At 64.2% G+C, this 15,084-nt stretch carries 14 protein-coding genes; 4 read left to right on the top strand and 10 right to left on the bottom strand.

Annotation, left to right across the window (positions count from 1 at the left end):
• Position 1: 1 nt before the first annotated feature.
• The 3 genes from pgsA to ACT2BZ_RS15450 form a co-directional block, all read right to left on the bottom strand.
• Positions 2-592: a CDP-diacylglycerol--glycerol-3-phosphate 3-phosphatidyltransferase gene (gene pgsA / locus ACT2BZ_RS15460; RefSeq protein ID WP_457936023.1), complete on the bottom strand. Its 591-nt coding sequence runs from the start codon at positions 590-592 to the stop codon at positions 2-4.
• Positions 593-693: 101 nt separating this feature from the next.
• The gene (uvrC, locus tag ACT2BZ_RS15455; protein WP_457936022.1) at positions 694-2,763 is read right to left on the bottom strand and encodes an excinuclease ABC subunit UvrC; all 2,070 of its coding nucleotides are present in this window, start codon (positions 2,761-2,763) and stop codon (positions 694-696) included.
• Positions 2,760-3,524, bottom strand: a complete 765-nt coding sequence (locus ACT2BZ_RS15450; protein WP_457936021.1) for an SDR family oxidoreductase — start codon at positions 3,522-3,524, stop codon at positions 2,760-2,762. The genes uvrC and ACT2BZ_RS15450 overlap by 4 nt, the downstream gene beginning before the upstream one ends.
• A gap of 399 nt (positions 3,525-3,923) precedes the next feature.
• Between ACT2BZ_RS15450 and ACT2BZ_RS15445 the strand changes: the two genes are divergently transcribed.
• A complete protein-coding gene (locus ACT2BZ_RS15445) occupies positions 3,924-4,580 on the top strand; it encodes an outer membrane protein (protein ID WP_457936020.1) in 657 nt (218 codons plus the stop codon).
• A 67-nt stretch (positions 4,581-4,647) separates the two neighbouring features.
• Here the strand turns inward: ACT2BZ_RS15445 and ACT2BZ_RS15440 are convergent, their stop codons facing one another.
• From ACT2BZ_RS15440 to ACT2BZ_RS15410, 7 genes are all read right to left on the bottom strand, one after another.
• Positions 4,648-5,244, bottom strand: coding sequence for a glutathione S-transferase (locus ACT2BZ_RS15440; protein WP_457936019.1), 597 nt, complete (start codon positions 5,242-5,244; stop codon positions 4,648-4,650).
• Between the two features lie 87 nt (positions 5,245-5,331).
• On the bottom strand, positions 5,332-6,027 hold the full coding sequence (locus ACT2BZ_RS15435; RefSeq protein WP_457936018.1) for a ribonuclease T2 family protein: 696 nt from the start codon (positions 6,025-6,027) through the stop codon (positions 5,332-5,334).
• Positions 6,028-6,035: 8 nt separating this feature from the next.
• A complete protein-coding gene (locus tag ACT2BZ_RS15430) occupies positions 6,036-6,473 on the bottom strand; it encodes a hypothetical protein (protein ID WP_457936017.1) in 438 nt (145 codons plus the stop codon).
• Between the two features lie 51 nt (positions 6,474-6,524).
• Positions 6,525-7,385 carry a 23S rRNA (adenine(2030)-N(6))-methyltransferase RlmJ gene (locus ACT2BZ_RS15425; RefSeq protein WP_457936016.1) on the bottom strand — a complete coding sequence of 287 codons (861 nt, stop codon included), beginning with the start codon at positions 7,383-7,385 and terminating at the stop codon, positions 6,525-6,527.
• A gap of 9 nt (positions 7,386-7,394) precedes the next feature.
• Positions 7,395-8,009: a hypothetical protein gene (locus ACT2BZ_RS15420; RefSeq protein WP_457936015.1), complete on the bottom strand. Its 615-nt coding sequence runs from the start codon at positions 8,007-8,009 to the stop codon at positions 7,395-7,397.
• Between the two features lie 40 nt (positions 8,010-8,049).
• Entirely contained in the window at positions 8,050-8,499 is a 450-nt protein-coding gene (locus ACT2BZ_RS15415) for a DNA polymerase III subunit chi (protein ID WP_457936014.1), read from the bottom strand.
• Between the two features lie 41 nt (positions 8,500-8,540).
• Complete coding sequence (locus ACT2BZ_RS15410; protein ID WP_457936013.1) at positions 8,541-10,037, bottom strand: leucyl aminopeptidase; 1,497 nt, start codon at positions 10,035-10,037, stop codon at positions 8,541-8,543.
• Between the two features lie 290 nt (positions 10,038-10,327).
• On the opposite strand from ACT2BZ_RS15410, the gene lptF reads away from it, so the two are divergent.
• From lptF to ACT2BZ_RS15395, 3 genes are read left to right on the top strand one after another with little or no spacing between them, the layout of a single operon-like run.
• Positions 10,328-11,530, top strand: a complete 1,203-nt coding sequence (lptF, locus tag ACT2BZ_RS15405) for an LPS export ABC transporter permease LptF (RefSeq protein WP_457936012.1) — start codon at positions 10,328-10,330, stop codon at positions 11,528-11,530.
• The gene (lptG, locus tag ACT2BZ_RS15400; RefSeq protein WP_457936011.1) at positions 11,530-12,615 is read left to right on the top strand and encodes an LPS export ABC transporter permease LptG; all 1,086 of its coding nucleotides are present in this window, start codon (positions 11,530-11,532) and stop codon (positions 12,613-12,615) included. The genes lptF and lptG overlap by 1 nt, the downstream gene beginning before the upstream one ends.
• A gap of 51 nt (positions 12,616-12,666) precedes the next feature.
• Positions 12,667-15,024 carry an LPS-assembly protein LptD gene (locus ACT2BZ_RS15395; protein WP_457936010.1) on the top strand — a complete coding sequence of 786 codons (2,358 nt, stop codon included), beginning with the start codon at positions 12,667-12,669 and terminating at the stop codon, positions 15,022-15,024.
• Positions 15,025-15,084 lie beyond the last annotated feature (60 nt).

The following is a 15,084-nucleotide window of genomic DNA, read 5'->3' as shown; positions in this document are numbered from 1 at the left end:
GTCATTCGTCCATGATGTGCTTGGCGCCGGCGCGGAAATAGTCATAGCCCGTATAGAGCGTCACGATGGCGGCCACCCAGAGCATGGCGATGCCCATCTGCGTCCAGTAGGGCACGATCTTGTGGCCGGCCGGCCCGATGAGAAGCGCTGCGATGGCCAGCATCTGGATCGCGGTCTTCCACTTGGCGAGCTGCGTGACCGGTACGCTGACCTTCAGTGCGGCGAGGTATTCGCGCAGGCCCGAAACGAGAATCTCCCGGCACAGGATGATGATCGCCGCCCACAGCGACCAGCCGGCGATGGTGCGGTCCGTGTCGGCGGCCAGAAGCAGCAGGCAGGTCGAGACGAGAAGCTTGTCGGCAATCGGGTCCAGCATCCGGCCGATGTTCGACTGCTGCTGCCAGGCGCGCGCAAGGTAACCGTCGAAGTAGTCGGTAATGCTGGCGATCACGAAAATGGCAAAGGCGCTCCAGCGGGCAAAGTCGCTCGACTGCAGCCGGCCTTCGAGAAAGAAGCACAATACCACCAGCGGGACAGCGAGAATGCGTCCGTAGGTGAGCATGTTCGGCAGGTTGAAAGCGTGTTTGGACATGAATTCCCGCAGCTCGTTGTCAGTTGTACTGAAATCAGAAGGCACTGTTGAGGGTCAACTGCCTGAAGAATGTGGCACAGTCGAATCCCAGCGGTCTTCCGTCAGTTGTCGTGAAAGTGATTGTAGACGAGCCGCGCGACAGATGCGGAAATCCCGTCGACTGCCGTCAGGTCGTCGATGGCCGCGTTGCTGACCGCCTTGGCGGTCCCGAAATGCAGCAGCAGCGCTCGTTTGCGCCCCGGACCGATGCCGCTGATCTCATCGAGCGGGTTGCGCACCATCTCCTTCTTGCGGCGGGCGCGGTGAGAGCCGATGGCAAAGCGGTGCGCCTCGTCGCGCAGGCGTTGCACGAAATAAAGCACCGGATCGCGCACCGGCAGCGTGAAGGCCTGCCTGCCCCTGACGAAGAAGCGCTCGCGACCAGCTTCGCGGTCCTGACCCTTGGCGACGCCGATGGCCGTCACCCTGTCGGTGATGCCGAGTTCGGCCAATATGGTCTCTACCGCCGACATCTGGCCCTGACCGCCATCGATCAGGATGACATCGGGCCATGCCGGGAATGCCGACTCTTCGCTGTCGTCGCCCTCGACCAGAGCCGGCGCGTCGCCATGTTCCTTGATCAGCCGCGAGAAGCGGCGCTGCATGACCTCGCGCATCATGCCGAAATCGTCGCCCGGCGTGATGTCGGTCGAGCGGATGTTGAACTTGCGGTACTGGTTCTTCACGAAGCCTTCGGGGCCTGAAACGATCATCCCGCCGACGGCATTCGTGCCCATGATGTGCGAGTTGTCGTAGACCTCGATGCGGCGCGGCGGGCTGTCCAGCCCGAAGGTCTCGGCAAAACCGGCCAGCAGCCGCGTCTGCGTCGAGGTTTCGGCCAGCCTGCGTCCCAACGCCTCGCGCGCATTCTGCACGGCATGGTCGACCAGGTCCTTCTTCTCGCCGCGCCTGGGCACCAGGATCGACACCTTGTGGCCGGCCTTGGTGCTCAGCGCCTGCTCCAGCAGCTCTTGTTCGTCCACATTGTGCGACAGCAGCAGGAGGCGCGGACACGGCTTGTCGTCGTAGAACTGCGCAAGGAACGAGCCCAGCACCTCCGACGCGTCGAGTGCCGAATCCGCCTTCGGGAAATAGGCGCGGTTGCCCCAGTTCTGGCCGGTGCGGAAGAAGAAGACCTGGATGCCGACCTGGCCGCCATGCTGGTGGATGGCGAAGACGTCCGCCTCCTCGACGCCCTGCGGGTTGATGCCCTGATGGCTCTGCACATGCGACAGCGCGGCAAGGCGGTCGCGGTAGACGGCGGCGCGCTCGAAATCGAGATCCTCGGCGGCATGCTGCATCTGCTGCGAAATCTCGGTCTTCACCTTCTGGCTGCGGCCGGACAGGAAGTCCTTCGTCTCCTGCACCAGCTCGGCATAATCCTTCGCGGCGATCTCGCCCGTGCAGGGGCCGGAGCAGCGCTTGATTTGGTAGAGCAGGCAGGGTCGCGTGCGGCTCTCGAACACGGAGTCGGTACAGGTCCTGAGCAGGAACGCCCGCTGCAGGGAATTGATCGTGCGGCCGACGGCGCCGGCCGAGGCGAAGGGACCGAAATAGTCGCCCTTGCGCGAGCGCGCGCCGCGGTGCTTGAAGATGCCGGGCGCCGGATGGTCGCCGGTGAGAACGATGTAGGGGAACGACTTGTCGTCCCGCATCAGCACGTTGTAGCGCGGCCTCAGCCGCTTGATCAGGTTCGCCTCGAGAAGCAGCGCCTCGATCTCGGTGCGGGTGACGACGAACTCCATCGTCACCGTCTGGCGCACCATGCGGCCGATGCGGTTGGTGTGGAAGCGGCCCTGCGCATAGTTGGTCACGCGCTTCTTCAGGCTGCGCGCCTTGCCGACATAGAGCACGTCGCCGGCGGCGTTCATCATCCGGTAGACGCCGGGCGCATTGGGCAGTTGCTTGACAAGGGTCTGGATGACCTCGGCCCCGACCATGCCGTCGGCATCGCCGACATGCGCCGTCCAGTCGATCGCCGTGAAAGGCATGTCCGGCGCGGGCGCGAGCGCCTCCGGGGCCTCGTCGGGCTGGACGGCGTCGTCGTCGGCCCCGTCGCCCTCGACGAAGCCCGCGACATCGTCGTCCGCGGCGCCGGCGCCCTGCAGCTTCTTTGCGTCCTCTCCGCTCATTCCACCATGCCTGTCACATCGGGCGTGCGCCACGCAAGATGCTGGCCGCCGTCGAGCGCGATCATCTGGCCGGTCACGGACTGCGCCTGCCACAGGTACCGGATCGTGGCGCCGAACTCCGCGAGGTCCGGCCCGCGCTTGAGGATCAGCCCGTCCACCTGCGCGGCAAAGTCCTGGCTGCCCTGCCGGGCATTGGGAAGGGTCGGCCCCGGTCCGAGCGCATTGACGCGAATATCGGGGCCGAGCGCCTGCGCCATCGTCTGGGTGGCGGTCCACAGCGCCGATTTCGAGAGCGTGTAGGAGAAGTAGCGCGGCGTCGGTTTCCACACCCGCTGGTCGATGACATTGACGATCAGGCCCCTTGCGCCGGCGGGCAGACCCGCCGCGAAGTGCCGAGACAGAAGCGCCGGCGCCTTGAGATGCACGGCAAAGTGCCTCTCCCAGACGACAGGGTCGAAGTTTTCGAGGGCATCGTCCTCGAAGACGGACGCGCTGTTGACGAGAAGGTCGATCGGACCGAGCTTTGCCGCCGCTTCGGCGACGAGCGCGTCGACCTGTTCCATGTCCGTCAGGTCCGCCTGCACCACGGCGCTGCGGCCGCCGGATTCGGTGATCTTCGCGGCAAGGCGGTCGGCGTCGTCCCGTGAGCTGTTGCAGTGGATCGCCACGGCGAAACCGTGCGCGGCCAGATCCTCGACGATTGCCGCGCCGATCCGCCTTGCCCCACCCGTAACCAGCGCCGTACCAGCGGCTTGCGTCATCAGCGTTCCTTGTTCGACCGGAAGGCGCCGACCGCTTTGGTGGCGGCAGCTTCGTTAAGATCCGTTCGCGCTTCGGGCAACATTGTGGCGATCGCGTCGTGGCGACCCGCCCGTGGTTCCGGCCGCACCGCACCCGAAGCAAAGATATAGGGCGCTCCGCCCCATATACCAAGCGGCTTGGCGGGATCAGACAGCCATACTCCTGACATCGCCTGTGGCCGAATGGCAACGTCAACATTCAGCCTCATTGGCGCCGGCCAAAGACCCAATTTCAGGTGCTCTCGAGCCACATTTCAGCACGACATTCGGAACTGTCAGGCGACCATGCCGTTCACCCTCCCGGACGGCATGGGGCGTCTCATCGAACCCACACTGTGTTTGTGGCCATGGAGTAAACGAATGTACGATCACCTCAAGAACTTGCGACCCGTGGCAGCGGCGATTGGGCTCGTTGCCCTGATGGGCGCAATGCCCGCCTACGCAGCCGACGTCATGATGGAAGAGCCACCGCTTCCGGCCGCACCGATGGAAGAGCCGCCCGTCGCCACCTGGACGGGTGCCTATGCCGGTCTGACCGGCGGTTATGCCTTCTCGGGCCGCACCGAAGACGAAAGCGTCCCCAACACCATCAACACCGATGGCTTCCTACTCAACGGCTTCGTTGGCTACAACTACCAGGTCGGCAACATCGTTGCCGGTGCCGAAGCCGACATCGGCTACAGCTGGGCGGATGGCGCCAATGCCGGCACGACCTCCGATTCGGGCGTCGAGGGCTCGCTGCGCGCTCGCCTCGGCTACGTCGTTTCGCCGACCGTTCTGCTCTACGCAACGGCAGGTGGCGCGGCAAAGGACCTGGAAGTCACCACCGGTGGCGTTAGCGAAAGCAACACCATGATCGGCTGGACGGCCGGCGGCGGTGCCGACATCATGGTCACCGACAATGTCTTCGGCCGCGTCGAGTATCGCTACACCGATTTCGGCAGCGACACCTTCAACGGCTCCGAGGTCAGCGACAAGGACAACCGCGTCCTTCTCGGTCTCGGCATGAAGTTCTGATCTGAACGATCAGCACTTTGCAAAAAAGCCCGGGCGCATCGCCCGGGCTTTTTTTTTCGGCCTCCGGTCAGGACGGCAACAGGCCCTTCAGTTCCGGGAACTTCTGGTCGAAACGTGCCGCCCAGCGGCGCAGGCGACCCCTGCCCTTCTCCCATTTTCCGGCAAAGCGCAGGTCGAGATAGGCCAGCGTCGAGCGAAGAGCGATGTGTCCCGCCGTCAGCTTCTTGCCGAGCGAGGGCGGGTTGGCGTTGAGGTGATCGAGCCCCCGCAGGACCTTTGTCCACTGCTTGTCCAGCCATGGCTGATGGACGACCGCCTCCGGCCGCGAGCGGCGTTCATAGACATGCGCCAGTGCGCAGTCCGCGATGCCGTCGGCCAGCGCCTCGAGGCGTTCGGCCTCGGTCCGCTTGGCAAAGCTGCGCGAAAACAGGCGGCCGCCCGACGCCCGGTTGAGATACTGCACGATGGCGCGGCTGTCATAGACCGCTTCCCCCTCGTCGGTGACCAGGACTGGTATCTTGCCGAGCGGGTTGGCGCCGATCAGTTCGGCCGGTTCCGCCGACGTTTCGACAGTGACGGCGTCCAGCGGGATGCCGGCATAGTGTGCCGCCATCCGGACCTTGGCGCTGTAGGGAGAGGCAGGAGCGTAGAGAAGTCTGGGCATGAACTGATTTCCATGGATAAGGGGCAGGCTTGCCCGGGAAAGCTAGGCGACGACCATTGCAGCCACAATGGACAGGCCGGTGAAATTCTATCCGCCACGAACCGGCGGCATGACCGCTTTGTCCCGGCGACACGCCCGCCGATCGATCTCGGGGCAGGATCGGAACTCGAGCTCCTTGGTCAGGCAGATCCTGACCTCGCGCAGATAGCGCCGGTCGCAGGTGACGGCCACGCCGTCGGGCGGCAGTCCCGGATTGGCGGTGATGAAGGCGGCTTCAACATCGTCCGGATCGGGCGAGCTGTAGTCGGCAAGCCGCTCATAGGCCGGCGGTATGGCGACCGCATTGCGCGCAGCCCGCAGCATGGAAAAGTAGTCGGGCTGCGCCAGGCCCGCGCAGCTGCCGTGCTTGCGCCATTGATGGCGGATCAGCCCGGACGAGGGCATGATGTCGTAGAGGGTTCGAAGGGTAGCCCTGTCGACGTCTGGCTCGGCTGTCGGACAGCTTTCCGGATAGCCCTGCTCGAACTGCGGCCACAGGCCATGCACGATGAAGGCGTAGGGCCTAGCCGATCCGCATTGCTGCCGGTTGGCTTCCTCGCCTTCGGCCTCGCAGTAGCTCGGCGACCAGGAAAGCGACAGGACGTAGAAATCGAAGCCGGAACCGACCGGATGACCGACGTCGCCGGCGGACGCCTGGGCAGGCGCCTGCGCGTCCGGCGCACAGCCGGCCGCGACGAGCAGAACCAGCTGAAAGGCTGCGGCCCGTGCAGCCCTGCGCCACATCCGGCCGGTCAGCGCAGGATGCGGCAGCGGCCGTTATAAACGTGCCAGCGGTCGAAGCCGGAGACGCAGAACTCAACGTTGTCGCCGACGCCCGCAAACCCCAGACCTTCCTCGATCAGATACCAGATGTCACGGCTGTGGCCGTCCGACAGTGCAACCTTGGCGCCGCAATAGCGGCGACCGATCGGCCGGTCGTCCTGGGCCGGAAGGTAGCGGTGCTGGTGGATCGAGTAGAAGTCGTCGATGCGGACCTGCGGCAGATGCGGCACGTGGCGCACCTGATAGCTGAAGCGGTTGCTGATCTTGTTCAGCACCCAGCGCTCGCCGCATATGCCCGAATCGTCGCGATATGTACCCAGATCGGCCGCACTGCTCGTCACGGTCGTGATGGACAGCCCGCCTATGCCGATCAAGGCTGCAAGAGCGGAAGAGAGGAATCGTTTCATGTCGGCCTCGTCTGATCAGGGAATCCACTGTGCGGAATCACCAGGTTGCGGTCAAGCTGGCCTGTGCTCACCGGCCAGCCAGTCGAGCCGCCAGCCGGCGCCCGGCCCCTCTGCGAGCAAAGGCTTCAGCACCGGCAGAATGGCGCGCATCTCGGCCTCGAACGTATAGGGCGGATTGACCACGACCAGCCCGCAGCCGTCGAGGCGCGGTTCATGCGACGGAGCGCGGACCGAAAAAGCGAGGTCGAGGATTTTCGGCACGCCTGATTCGGCGAGCATCTGCCTGAAATGAGAGACGGCCCGGCGGTCCTTGATCGGATACCACAGCGCGTAGGTCCCGCCCTGCCATCGCCGGTACGCCCGGACAAGGCCTTCAACCATGCGCTCGAGTTCGCCGCCTTCCTCGAAGGGAGGATCGATCAGCACGAGGCCGCGCTTTTCCTTCGGCGGCAGATGCGCGCCGAGCGCCAGCCAGCCGTCGAGTTCTATGACACGCACCTGGAAGTCGCCGGCGAAATTGTCCTTGAGCCTGGCGGCATCCTGAGGATGGAGTTCGATCGCCGATAGCCGATCCTGCGGCCGGAGCAGGCTGCGCACGATTTTCGGCGATCCCGGGTATCGGGCAAGGCCGCCGCCGGGGTTCTGCTGCCGGACGGCGTCGAGATAGGGAGCAAGCAGCGCCGCGGCGGCCGGGCCGGGGGTGGCATCCAGGATGCGGCCGATGCCGTCGCGCCACTCGCCGGTCTTCTGGGCCTCAGTGGAGGACAGGTCGTACAGCCCGACGCCGGCATGCGTGTCGAGGACGCGAAACGCCTTGTCCTTCTGTTTCAGATACTCGACCAGCCGGGTCAGCGCGACGTGCTTCACCACATCGGCGAAATTCCCGGCATGGTAGGCGTGGCGGTAGTTCATGTCGCGCACTCAGGCATCGCCATTGCCGTTCCGGCCCCAGCGCGTCGCCGCGGGAGCTGCTGGGCGGCGCACGCGCCGGCGCCGGCGAATTGCCAGCACCAGGCCTATGAAGCCGACCGCGGCCAGGGTGAAACCGACAGGCTGCACCCGCGCGTCGAGCCTTGCCGCGCCACCACGCAGGATGAGGTCGACCGACTTGATCTGGATGTCCTCGGCATCGCCCTGCCCGACCACGAAGGTGTATTCGCCCGCTTCGATCCCGTCGATCACGCCTGCCTCGTCGCGGTAGATCCTCTCGCGCAATTGCGGGTTTCTCTCCTGCGGCTTGGCCTCAGCGAAGGTCAGCCGGTCGGCCAGCACCGTGCCAGTACCGTTGGTGGCGGTAAGGGTGAGAACCGTGCTTGCCGCGGCGAATTCCGGCGGGGCAATCGCGGTCATGTCGACCAGAACCCGCACAGGCTCCATATCAGGCGAAAGCCGGACCACGACAGGCTTGAAACCCTCGCCGCGATCATGGACGCGCCAGCTGCCGATCTCGCTGCCCGAAAAGTTGGACACGGCCCAGGGATAGACGAGGCCGGCGCCGACGCCTGCGAGCAGGATGATGAGAAAGATCGTCCGCATTGTCAGCCCTGCCCGGCCGTCCGGCTACGCTTAAAGCCTGTCACGCCTTGCGTTCCCACTTCTTCTCGGGCGTCTGCTGCCAGTAGGTCACGCTGTTGCCGCCGGCCTTCATGGTCTTCCAATGGCCGCGTGCCGCCTCGACCTGCGATGCGTCATGCCCGTCGAACAGGAAGACGGCCCTTTCATAGCCGGTGATGTCGGGCGGGACCGCGCCATCGACCAAGAAGCGGATCTGCGCGTCGTTGGCGTTCTCCGCCCCGATGGTCAGCAGCACGGGCTGCTCGGCAGCATGCGGCTCGCGGTCGGTGCCGTGCGCAAGGAAGGAGTCGTCGCGAAAACTCCAGAGGTGAACGTCCAGCGCATCGCGCCGCTCCTCCGTGCCGGACTGCACGACGGCGCGCCAGCCGCGCGCAAGGCTGCGCTCGAGCAGGCCCGGCAAGGCGTCCTCGAGCGTCGACTCGGTCAGGTGGTAGAACAGCACCTCAGCCATGGCCTGGCTGCCCCGGATCGCTGCGCCAATGCGTCAATGCGCTATCCCTCGTAATAATCCTGGACCAGCCGGTCGAGCAGCCGGACACCGTAGCCGGATGCCCAGGACTGGCTGATCTCGTTTGTCGGCGACCCCATCGCGGTGCCGGCGATGTCGAGATGCGCCCACGGCGTCTCCTTGACGAAGCGCTGCAGGAACTGCGCCGCCGTGATCGAGCCGCCGTAGCGCCCGCCGATGTTCTTCATGTCGGCATTCTTGGAATCGATCAGCTTGTCATATTCGGGTCCGAGCGGCATGCGCCAGACCTTCTCCTGTGTCAGCTGCCCGGCCTCCGTCAGCCGTCCGGCGAGCTCGTCATTGTTGGAGAACAAGCCGGCATGGCTCTGGCCAAGCGCGACCATGATCGCCCCCGTCAGCGTCGCCAGGTTGATCATGAACTTAGGCTCGAAACGCTGGTTGCAGTACCAGAGCGCATCGGCCAGCACGAGACGGCCTTCGGCGTCGGTGTTGAGCACCTCGATCGTCTGGCCGGACATCGACGTGACGATGTCGCCTGGACGCTGCGCGTTGCCGTCGACAGCGTTTTCGACCAGGCCGACGATGCCGACGACATTCGCATTGGCCTTGCGGCCGGCAAGCGCCCGCATCAGCCCGACGACGGCGGCCGCGCCGCCCATGTCGCCCTTCATGTCTTCCATGCCGGCAGCGGGCTTGATCGAGTTGCCGCCTGTATCGAAGGTGACGCCCTTGCCGACGAAGGCGATCGGCTTGTCCTTGGCCTTGCCGCCGTTCCACTGCATCACCGCCATGCGGGCACCGCGCGGCGAACCCTGCGCGACGCCCAGCAGGGCGCCCATGCCGAGCTTTGTCATCTCCTTCTCGGTCAGGATCTCGACCTTCAGGCCGAGCTTCTCGAGCGCCTTGGCTTCCGCGGCGAATTCGACCGGCCCGAGCTTGTTGGCGGGCTCGTTGACGAGATCACGCGCCAGGATCACGCCATCCACGACGGCGTCCATCGCTGCGAACGCCTTCTTCGCCGCGCTCGGATTTGCGCACAATATCGTAAACTTCGACGCCTTGTTGTCGTCCGTCTTGCCGTCGCTTTCGTCCTTCTTGGTCTTGTACTTGTCGAAAGTGTAGGCGCGCAGCCTGATGCCGGCGGCAAGGCGCGCGGCGTCCTCGGCACTCGCCTTGGCGCCCGGCAGGTCGACGACGACAGCGACTTCGTCGGCCTTGCGAAAATGCGCGGCAACGGCGCCGCCGAGCTTCAGCCAGTCGTGTTCGGAAATGGTGTCGGCCTTTCCGACGCCCACCGCGACCAGCCGATTGAGCGGCGAGCCTTCAGGCGCCAGGACCTCCACGACCGAGGCGAGCTTCGCGGAAAACGCCGTTATCGCGAAAGCACGCTTCAGCGCGCCGGATGGGTCGAAGGCCTTGGCCGCATCGCTAACTGCCCCTTTCTCGGCAGCGAGCAGGACAGCGCTGCCTTTCTTCGAAGGAGCGATCTTGGCAAAACTGATGGATGGTTGCGGCGTCATCTGCGGACCTGTCGTTGCTGGATGAGGTGGTAGCTGACGGACATTTGGCGGTTTTGTCTTGTTTTGCAAGGCACGAGCCGGCAAACGGACAGCGCAGGCTGCGGCAAGGAACTGTTAACCGCGCCCGTTACCGCTTCGTTAGCCATTCGGGGCGACATTCGATCTGCTCGACGAGTGCCGCATCGGCCGCCTCGGGTTGTCTCGGCGGCGCCGGGCGGTTACTTGCATTCGGTCGCTTTGCGTGAACAGTGCGAACGGGCACGACAGCCCCGGGACGAAGTCCGGACTTCATGAAAATCATTGAACGCTATATTTTCCGTCGCGCGCTGGTCCTTTTCTTTGCGTCGCTGATCTGGACGCTGGCGATCGTCTGGACCACCCAGGTGCTGGCCCGAATCAATCTCGTCACCGACAGCGGACAGTCGGCACTCGCCTTCTTCGAGATCGCCTCGCTGATCCTGCCCTCGGTGCTGCCGATCGTCATGCCATTCGCCATCATCATCGGCGTGGCGCAGACCCTCTCCGTGATGAACACCGATTCGGAACTGGTGGTTATCAGCGCCTCCGGTGCGTCGCGCTGGACGACGATCCGCCCCGTCGTGGTCCTCGCGCTGCTGGCCAGCATCGTGTCCTTCGCGGTCGACAACGGGGTCGATCCCTATGCGCGCCAGCGCGGCCGCGAAATGGTGGCATCGGCGCGCGGCGACCTGCTTTCGCTTGTCATCCAGGAGGGCACATTCCGCAAGATCGAGGATGGCCTGTTCATCCAGATCGGCGAGCGCATGGCCGATGGCCGGCTCGGCGGAATCTTCGTCGCCGATTCCCGCGTCGAGGGAACCGACCTGATCTACTATGCAAAGACCGGTGCGGTGGTCGAACGCAACGACCAGGACGTGCTCGTCATGAATGACGGCGAAATCCAGCGGAAGCTTGCCGGCGGCGACATATCCATCATCCACTTCGATTCCTACGCCTTCGATCTTTCTGTCTTCTCGGCCGCGTCCGGCGCGACGCGGCTCTATCCCAAGGACCAGACGATCGGCTACCTGCTGGACCCGGATATCAACGACCCGGTCTACAAGCGCGCTCCGCAATCCTTCAGGGCCGAGTTGCACCGTCGATTCAGTGAATGGATCTATCCCCTTGTATTTGCTCTGATCGCGCTCTCCGTCGCCGGTGACGCCCGCTCTCACCGGGAAGCCCGGATCAATCCGCTGGTAACGGCAATCGGCATCGCGCTGATCGTCCGGTGGATGGGCTATTTCGCGGCCAATCAGGTGCAGACACGCGCCTGGCTGTGGCCGGCCGTCTATGCCATTCCCTTCGCGGCGATGGCGATATCGGCATGGTTCATCAGGACGAACCGGACAATGGAACTGCCGGTCGCGCTGGTCGACCGCCTGGTTTCGACGCTGCGCCGGCTGGGCGACCGGATGATGTTCATGCGCCTTTGGCGATCCGGCGGCGACGCCTCGTCGGGAGGCGCGCTCTAATGGGCTGGACCCTCGGACGCTATTTCTTTTCCCGCTACGCCGCCATCACGGCATGGTACTTCGTCGGCATCTACGCCCTCGTCATGCTGATCGATTTCACCGAGTTCTCCAGCCGGACCTCGGGACTTCCCGGTTTCACGGTAAAGTTCGCCTTCGCGGTTTCCGCGCTCCGGGTGCCGATGATCATGCAGCAGACGGTGCCCTTCATCGGGCTGCTCTCGGCAATCGCCACACTGGTTTCGCTGAACCGCAAGTACGAGCTGGTCATCGCCCGCTCGGCCGGCATCTCGGCATGGCAGTTCCTGCTTCCGTGCATGATCGGCGCCCTGCTGTTCGGCATTCTGACCGTCGGCGTGCTCAACCCCCTCGCCGCCTATGCCTTCTCCCGGTCGGAGGCGCTGGAAACGCAGTTCAGGTCCGGCAACTCGAATTCCGTCTCGGCGTTCACGGCGCCCTGGCTGCGCCAGAAGACCGCCGACGGCGATACCATCATCGGTGCGCGGGCGGTTCTCGACAACGGACTGCAACTGTCCGACGTGGTCTTCTTCTCGCTCGATGCGGAGGGCAACATCGTCGAGCGTCGCGACGCCGCCCGCGCGTATCTGCGCGATGGCTACTGGGAACTCCACACTGTGAGTCGCCTCGTCGACGGCAAGCAGTTGCCGGTCGTCGCGACCGACCGAATCGACACCAATCTGCGGCCCGAATTCGTTCAGGAGCGGCTGGCGCGGCCGGATACGATCCCGTTCTACGAATTGCCCGCGAAGATCGAGGTCGCACGATCGTTCGGCCTGCGGGCGAACAGCTTCGCCACGCAGTTCCATACGCTCCTTGCGTTGCCGTTCCTTCTCGTCGCGATGACGCTGATCGCAGCAACCGTGTCGATGCGCTTCGCGCGCATGGGCCAGTCGGCGACGATGATTCTGGGTGGCGTCTTGGCCGGGTTTCTGCTTTATGTGGTCTCGGTGCTTGTGAAGGCGTTCGGCAACGCGGGATTCGTGCCGCCATTCATCGTGGTCTGGATCCCAGTCGTAGTGGCAATGTTTTTCGGTGTGACGTTCCTGCTTTATAAGGAGGACGGTTAGGTGGGGGTTGCGGCATTGCTGGACCGCAGAACGACAAGGGTGACGCAATTGATGGGCGCAACAGCGCTCGCATGCGTCCTTGCGTGCGCTTTCAGCCCTGCACCCTCCTTCGCCCAGTCCATCGCCGATCTGTCGCCAAGCATCCCGGAAGGTTCCGAGATGCTGCTCGAAGCCGACACCCTCATCTATGACAATAACGACGACAGCGTGACCGCAACCGGCGGTGTCCGGATCAATTATGGCGGCAACAAGCTGGTGGCGAATCAGATCACCTATGATCGTCCGTCGCGCCGGCTGGTCGCCATCGGCAACGTCGAGATCGTGCAGTCGGACGGCACCAAGATCTATTCCGACAGGATCGACGTCACCGACGATTTCGGCGACGGCTTCGTCAATGCGCTGCGCGTCGAGACGGTCGACAAGACCTACTTCGCGGCTGAAAGCGCCGAGCGCCGCGAAGGCTTCCTGACGACCTTCAACAACGGCGTCTACACTGCCTGCGAGCCCTGCGAGGAACAGCCGGACAAGGCCCCGGTCTGGCGCCTGAAGGCCAAGCGAATCATCTGGAACAGCAAGGCCAAGACGATCCGCTTCGAGAACTCCGCCTTCGAGTTCCTCGGCGTTCCGCTCGGCAACATCACGGCATTCGAGATTCCGGACCCGACGGTCAAGCGCAAGTCGGGCTTCCTGATGCCGGGCATCCGGTACGGCAGCAATCTCGGCGTCGGCGTATCGATCCCCTACTATCTGGCGCTGTCGCCGACCTACGACCTGACGCTGACCGGCACCGGCTTCACCACCCAGGGTTTCCTGGCCGAGGCTGAATGGCGCCAGCGTTTCAACAACGGCGAGTACAGCATTCACTTCGCCGGCATCAACCAAATCGATCCGAAGGCTTTCGACGTCGATACGGTTGACCGCGGACGCGATGGCGACCTGAACCGGCTGCGCGGCATGATGGGCACCAAGGGCCAGTTCGCCATCAACGAACGCTGGGACTTTGGCTGGGAAGTCCTGCTGCAGTCCGACAAGAACTTTTCCCACACCTACGGCATCGCCGGCTACAATGATTACGTGCACACCTCGCAGGTCTACCTGACCGGCCTCGACGACCGGAACTTCTTCGACCTGCGCGCCATGCATTTCGAGGTGCAGGAAGAGGCCTTCGACGACGAGCCCGGCGCTCGCGCAGACGAACAGCCCTGGGTGCTGCCGAGCTTCGACTACGCCTATACGCCGGACCAGTCGGTCTTCGGCGGCGAGCTGAATTTCGACGTCAACGCCCGCGTCATCGACCGCGGCACGCTGGACGAGACTTACTCCGAGACCTACCCCAACGTTGAGCGGGTTGGCGGCATCGAGGGAACGTCGAGCCGCATCACGGCCGAAGCCGAATGGAAGCGCTCTTTCACCACCGATGGCGGCCTCGTGATGACGCCGCTCCTGGCCTTCCAGGCCGACACGATGCAGGTGAACTACAGCTCTGACTCCGTAACGGCCATCAACTCGATGGCGTCGAACCCCGATATCGGCGTCGCTTCCGATATCCGCTCGGCCTATCACCGCTTCCTGGCGACGGCCGGGCTGGAGCTGCGCTTCCCGGTGCTGTTCTCCTCGACCAGCGCCAACCACGTTCTCGAGCCGATGGCGCAGATCTTCGCGCGCAACGATCCGGCCTATCAGAGCACGCTCGGCATTCCCAACGAGGATGCGCAGAGCTTCGTCTTCGACGCCTCCACCCTTTTCGAGCGCGACAAGTTCTCCGGCTATGACCGGATCGAGGGCGGGACGCGCGCCAATTTCGGCTTCCGCTATTCCGGATCCTTCGCCAACGGCTGGACCACCAATGGCCTCGTCGGCCAGTCCTATCACGTGGCGGGCGAGAACTCGTTTGCCCAGCCCGATCTCGTCAATGTCGGCGCCTCTTCGGGCCTTGAGACGGATACGTCGGATTTCGTCGGCTTGTTCGGCTTCGCGTCGCCCAATGGCGTTTCTGCCTCGCTGAGCGCGCGGCTTGACGAACAGACGCTGGAAATGCGCCGCGGCGAGTTGAAGGCCGGCTATTCGACCGACATCTTCTCGCTGACCAGCAGCTACACCTACATCCAGGCGCAGCCGCTCTATGGCTTCGACCACGATCGCAGGGAACTCTCGCTCGGCGCCTCGGCCCGGCTGTTCGAAACCTGGCGCGTCTTCGGCTCCGGCACCTACGACTTCGAGTCGGACGTGATGGTCAAGAACTCGATCGGCTTTGCCTATGACGACGAGTGCTTCACCTATCTGATGACCTACAGCCAGAATACCGATGTCGAGTCACGCGAGCGGTCGCAGAGCATCGGCTTCAACCTTTCGTTCCGCACGATCGGCGATTTCGGCTCCTCCAGCAATTCTGTTGCCGCCGACCTCTGAGGCGGGGCAGGTGCCGACATCGTTTCGCCGCATAGCGGGGGCAGGAATCCGTCGCTATTC

Source organism: Mesorhizobium sp. 10J20-29 (assembly GCF_054130485.1).
The sequence above is the reverse complement of the archived record's forward strand: the minus strand, read 5'-3'. Positions and strand labels throughout refer to the sequence as shown.

Excerpts from the sequence above, each read along its gene's own strand:
- pgsA (WP_457936023.1), bottom strand. The coding sequence starts at position 592 with ATGTCCAAACACGCTTTCAACCTGCCGAACATGCTCACCTACGGACGC.
- uvrC (WP_457936022.1), bottom strand. The coding sequence starts at position 2,763 with ATGAGCGGAGAGGACGCAAAGAAGCTGCAGGGCGCCGGCGCCGCGGAC.
- ACT2BZ_RS15450 (WP_457936021.1), bottom strand. The coding sequence starts at position 3,524 with ATGACGCAAGCCGCTGGTACGGCGCTGGTTACGGGTGGGGCAAGGCGG.
- ACT2BZ_RS15445 (WP_457936020.1), top strand. The coding sequence starts at position 3,924 with ATGTACGATCACCTCAAGAACTTGCGACCCGTGGCAGCGGCGATTGGG.
- ACT2BZ_RS15440 (WP_457936019.1), bottom strand. The coding sequence starts at position 5,244 with ATGCCCAGACTTCTCTACGCTCCTGCCTCTCCCTACAGCGCCAAGGTC.
- ACT2BZ_RS15435 (WP_457936018.1), bottom strand. The coding sequence starts at position 6,027 with ATGTGGCGCAGGGCTGCACGGGCCGCAGCCTTTCAGCTGGTTCTGCTC.
- ACT2BZ_RS15430 (WP_457936017.1), bottom strand. The coding sequence starts at position 6,473 with ATGAAACGATTCCTCTCTTCCGCTCTTGCAGCCTTGATCGGCATAGGC.
- ACT2BZ_RS15425 (WP_457936016.1), bottom strand. The coding sequence starts at position 7,385 with ATGAACTACCGCCACGCCTACCATGCCGGGAATTTCGCCGATGTGGTG.
- ACT2BZ_RS15420 (WP_457936015.1), bottom strand. The coding sequence starts at position 8,009 with ATGCGGACGATCTTTCTCATCATCCTGCTCGCAGGCGTCGGCGCCGGC.
- ACT2BZ_RS15415 (WP_457936014.1), bottom strand. The coding sequence starts at position 8,499 with ATGGCTGAGGTGCTGTTCTACCACCTGACCGAGTCGACGCTCGAGGAC.
- ACT2BZ_RS15410 (WP_457936013.1), bottom strand. The coding sequence starts at position 10,037 with ATGACGCCGCAACCATCCATCAGTTTTGCCAAGATCGCTCCTTCGAAG.
- lptF (WP_457936012.1), top strand. The coding sequence starts at position 10,328 with ATGAAAATCATTGAACGCTATATTTTCCGTCGCGCGCTGGTCCTTTTC.
- lptG (WP_457936011.1), top strand. The coding sequence starts at position 11,530 with ATGGGCTGGACCCTCGGACGCTATTTCTTTTCCCGCTACGCCGCCATC.
- ACT2BZ_RS15395 (WP_457936010.1), top strand. The coding sequence starts at position 12,667 with ATGGGCGCAACAGCGCTCGCATGCGTCCTTGCGTGCGCTTTCAGCCCT.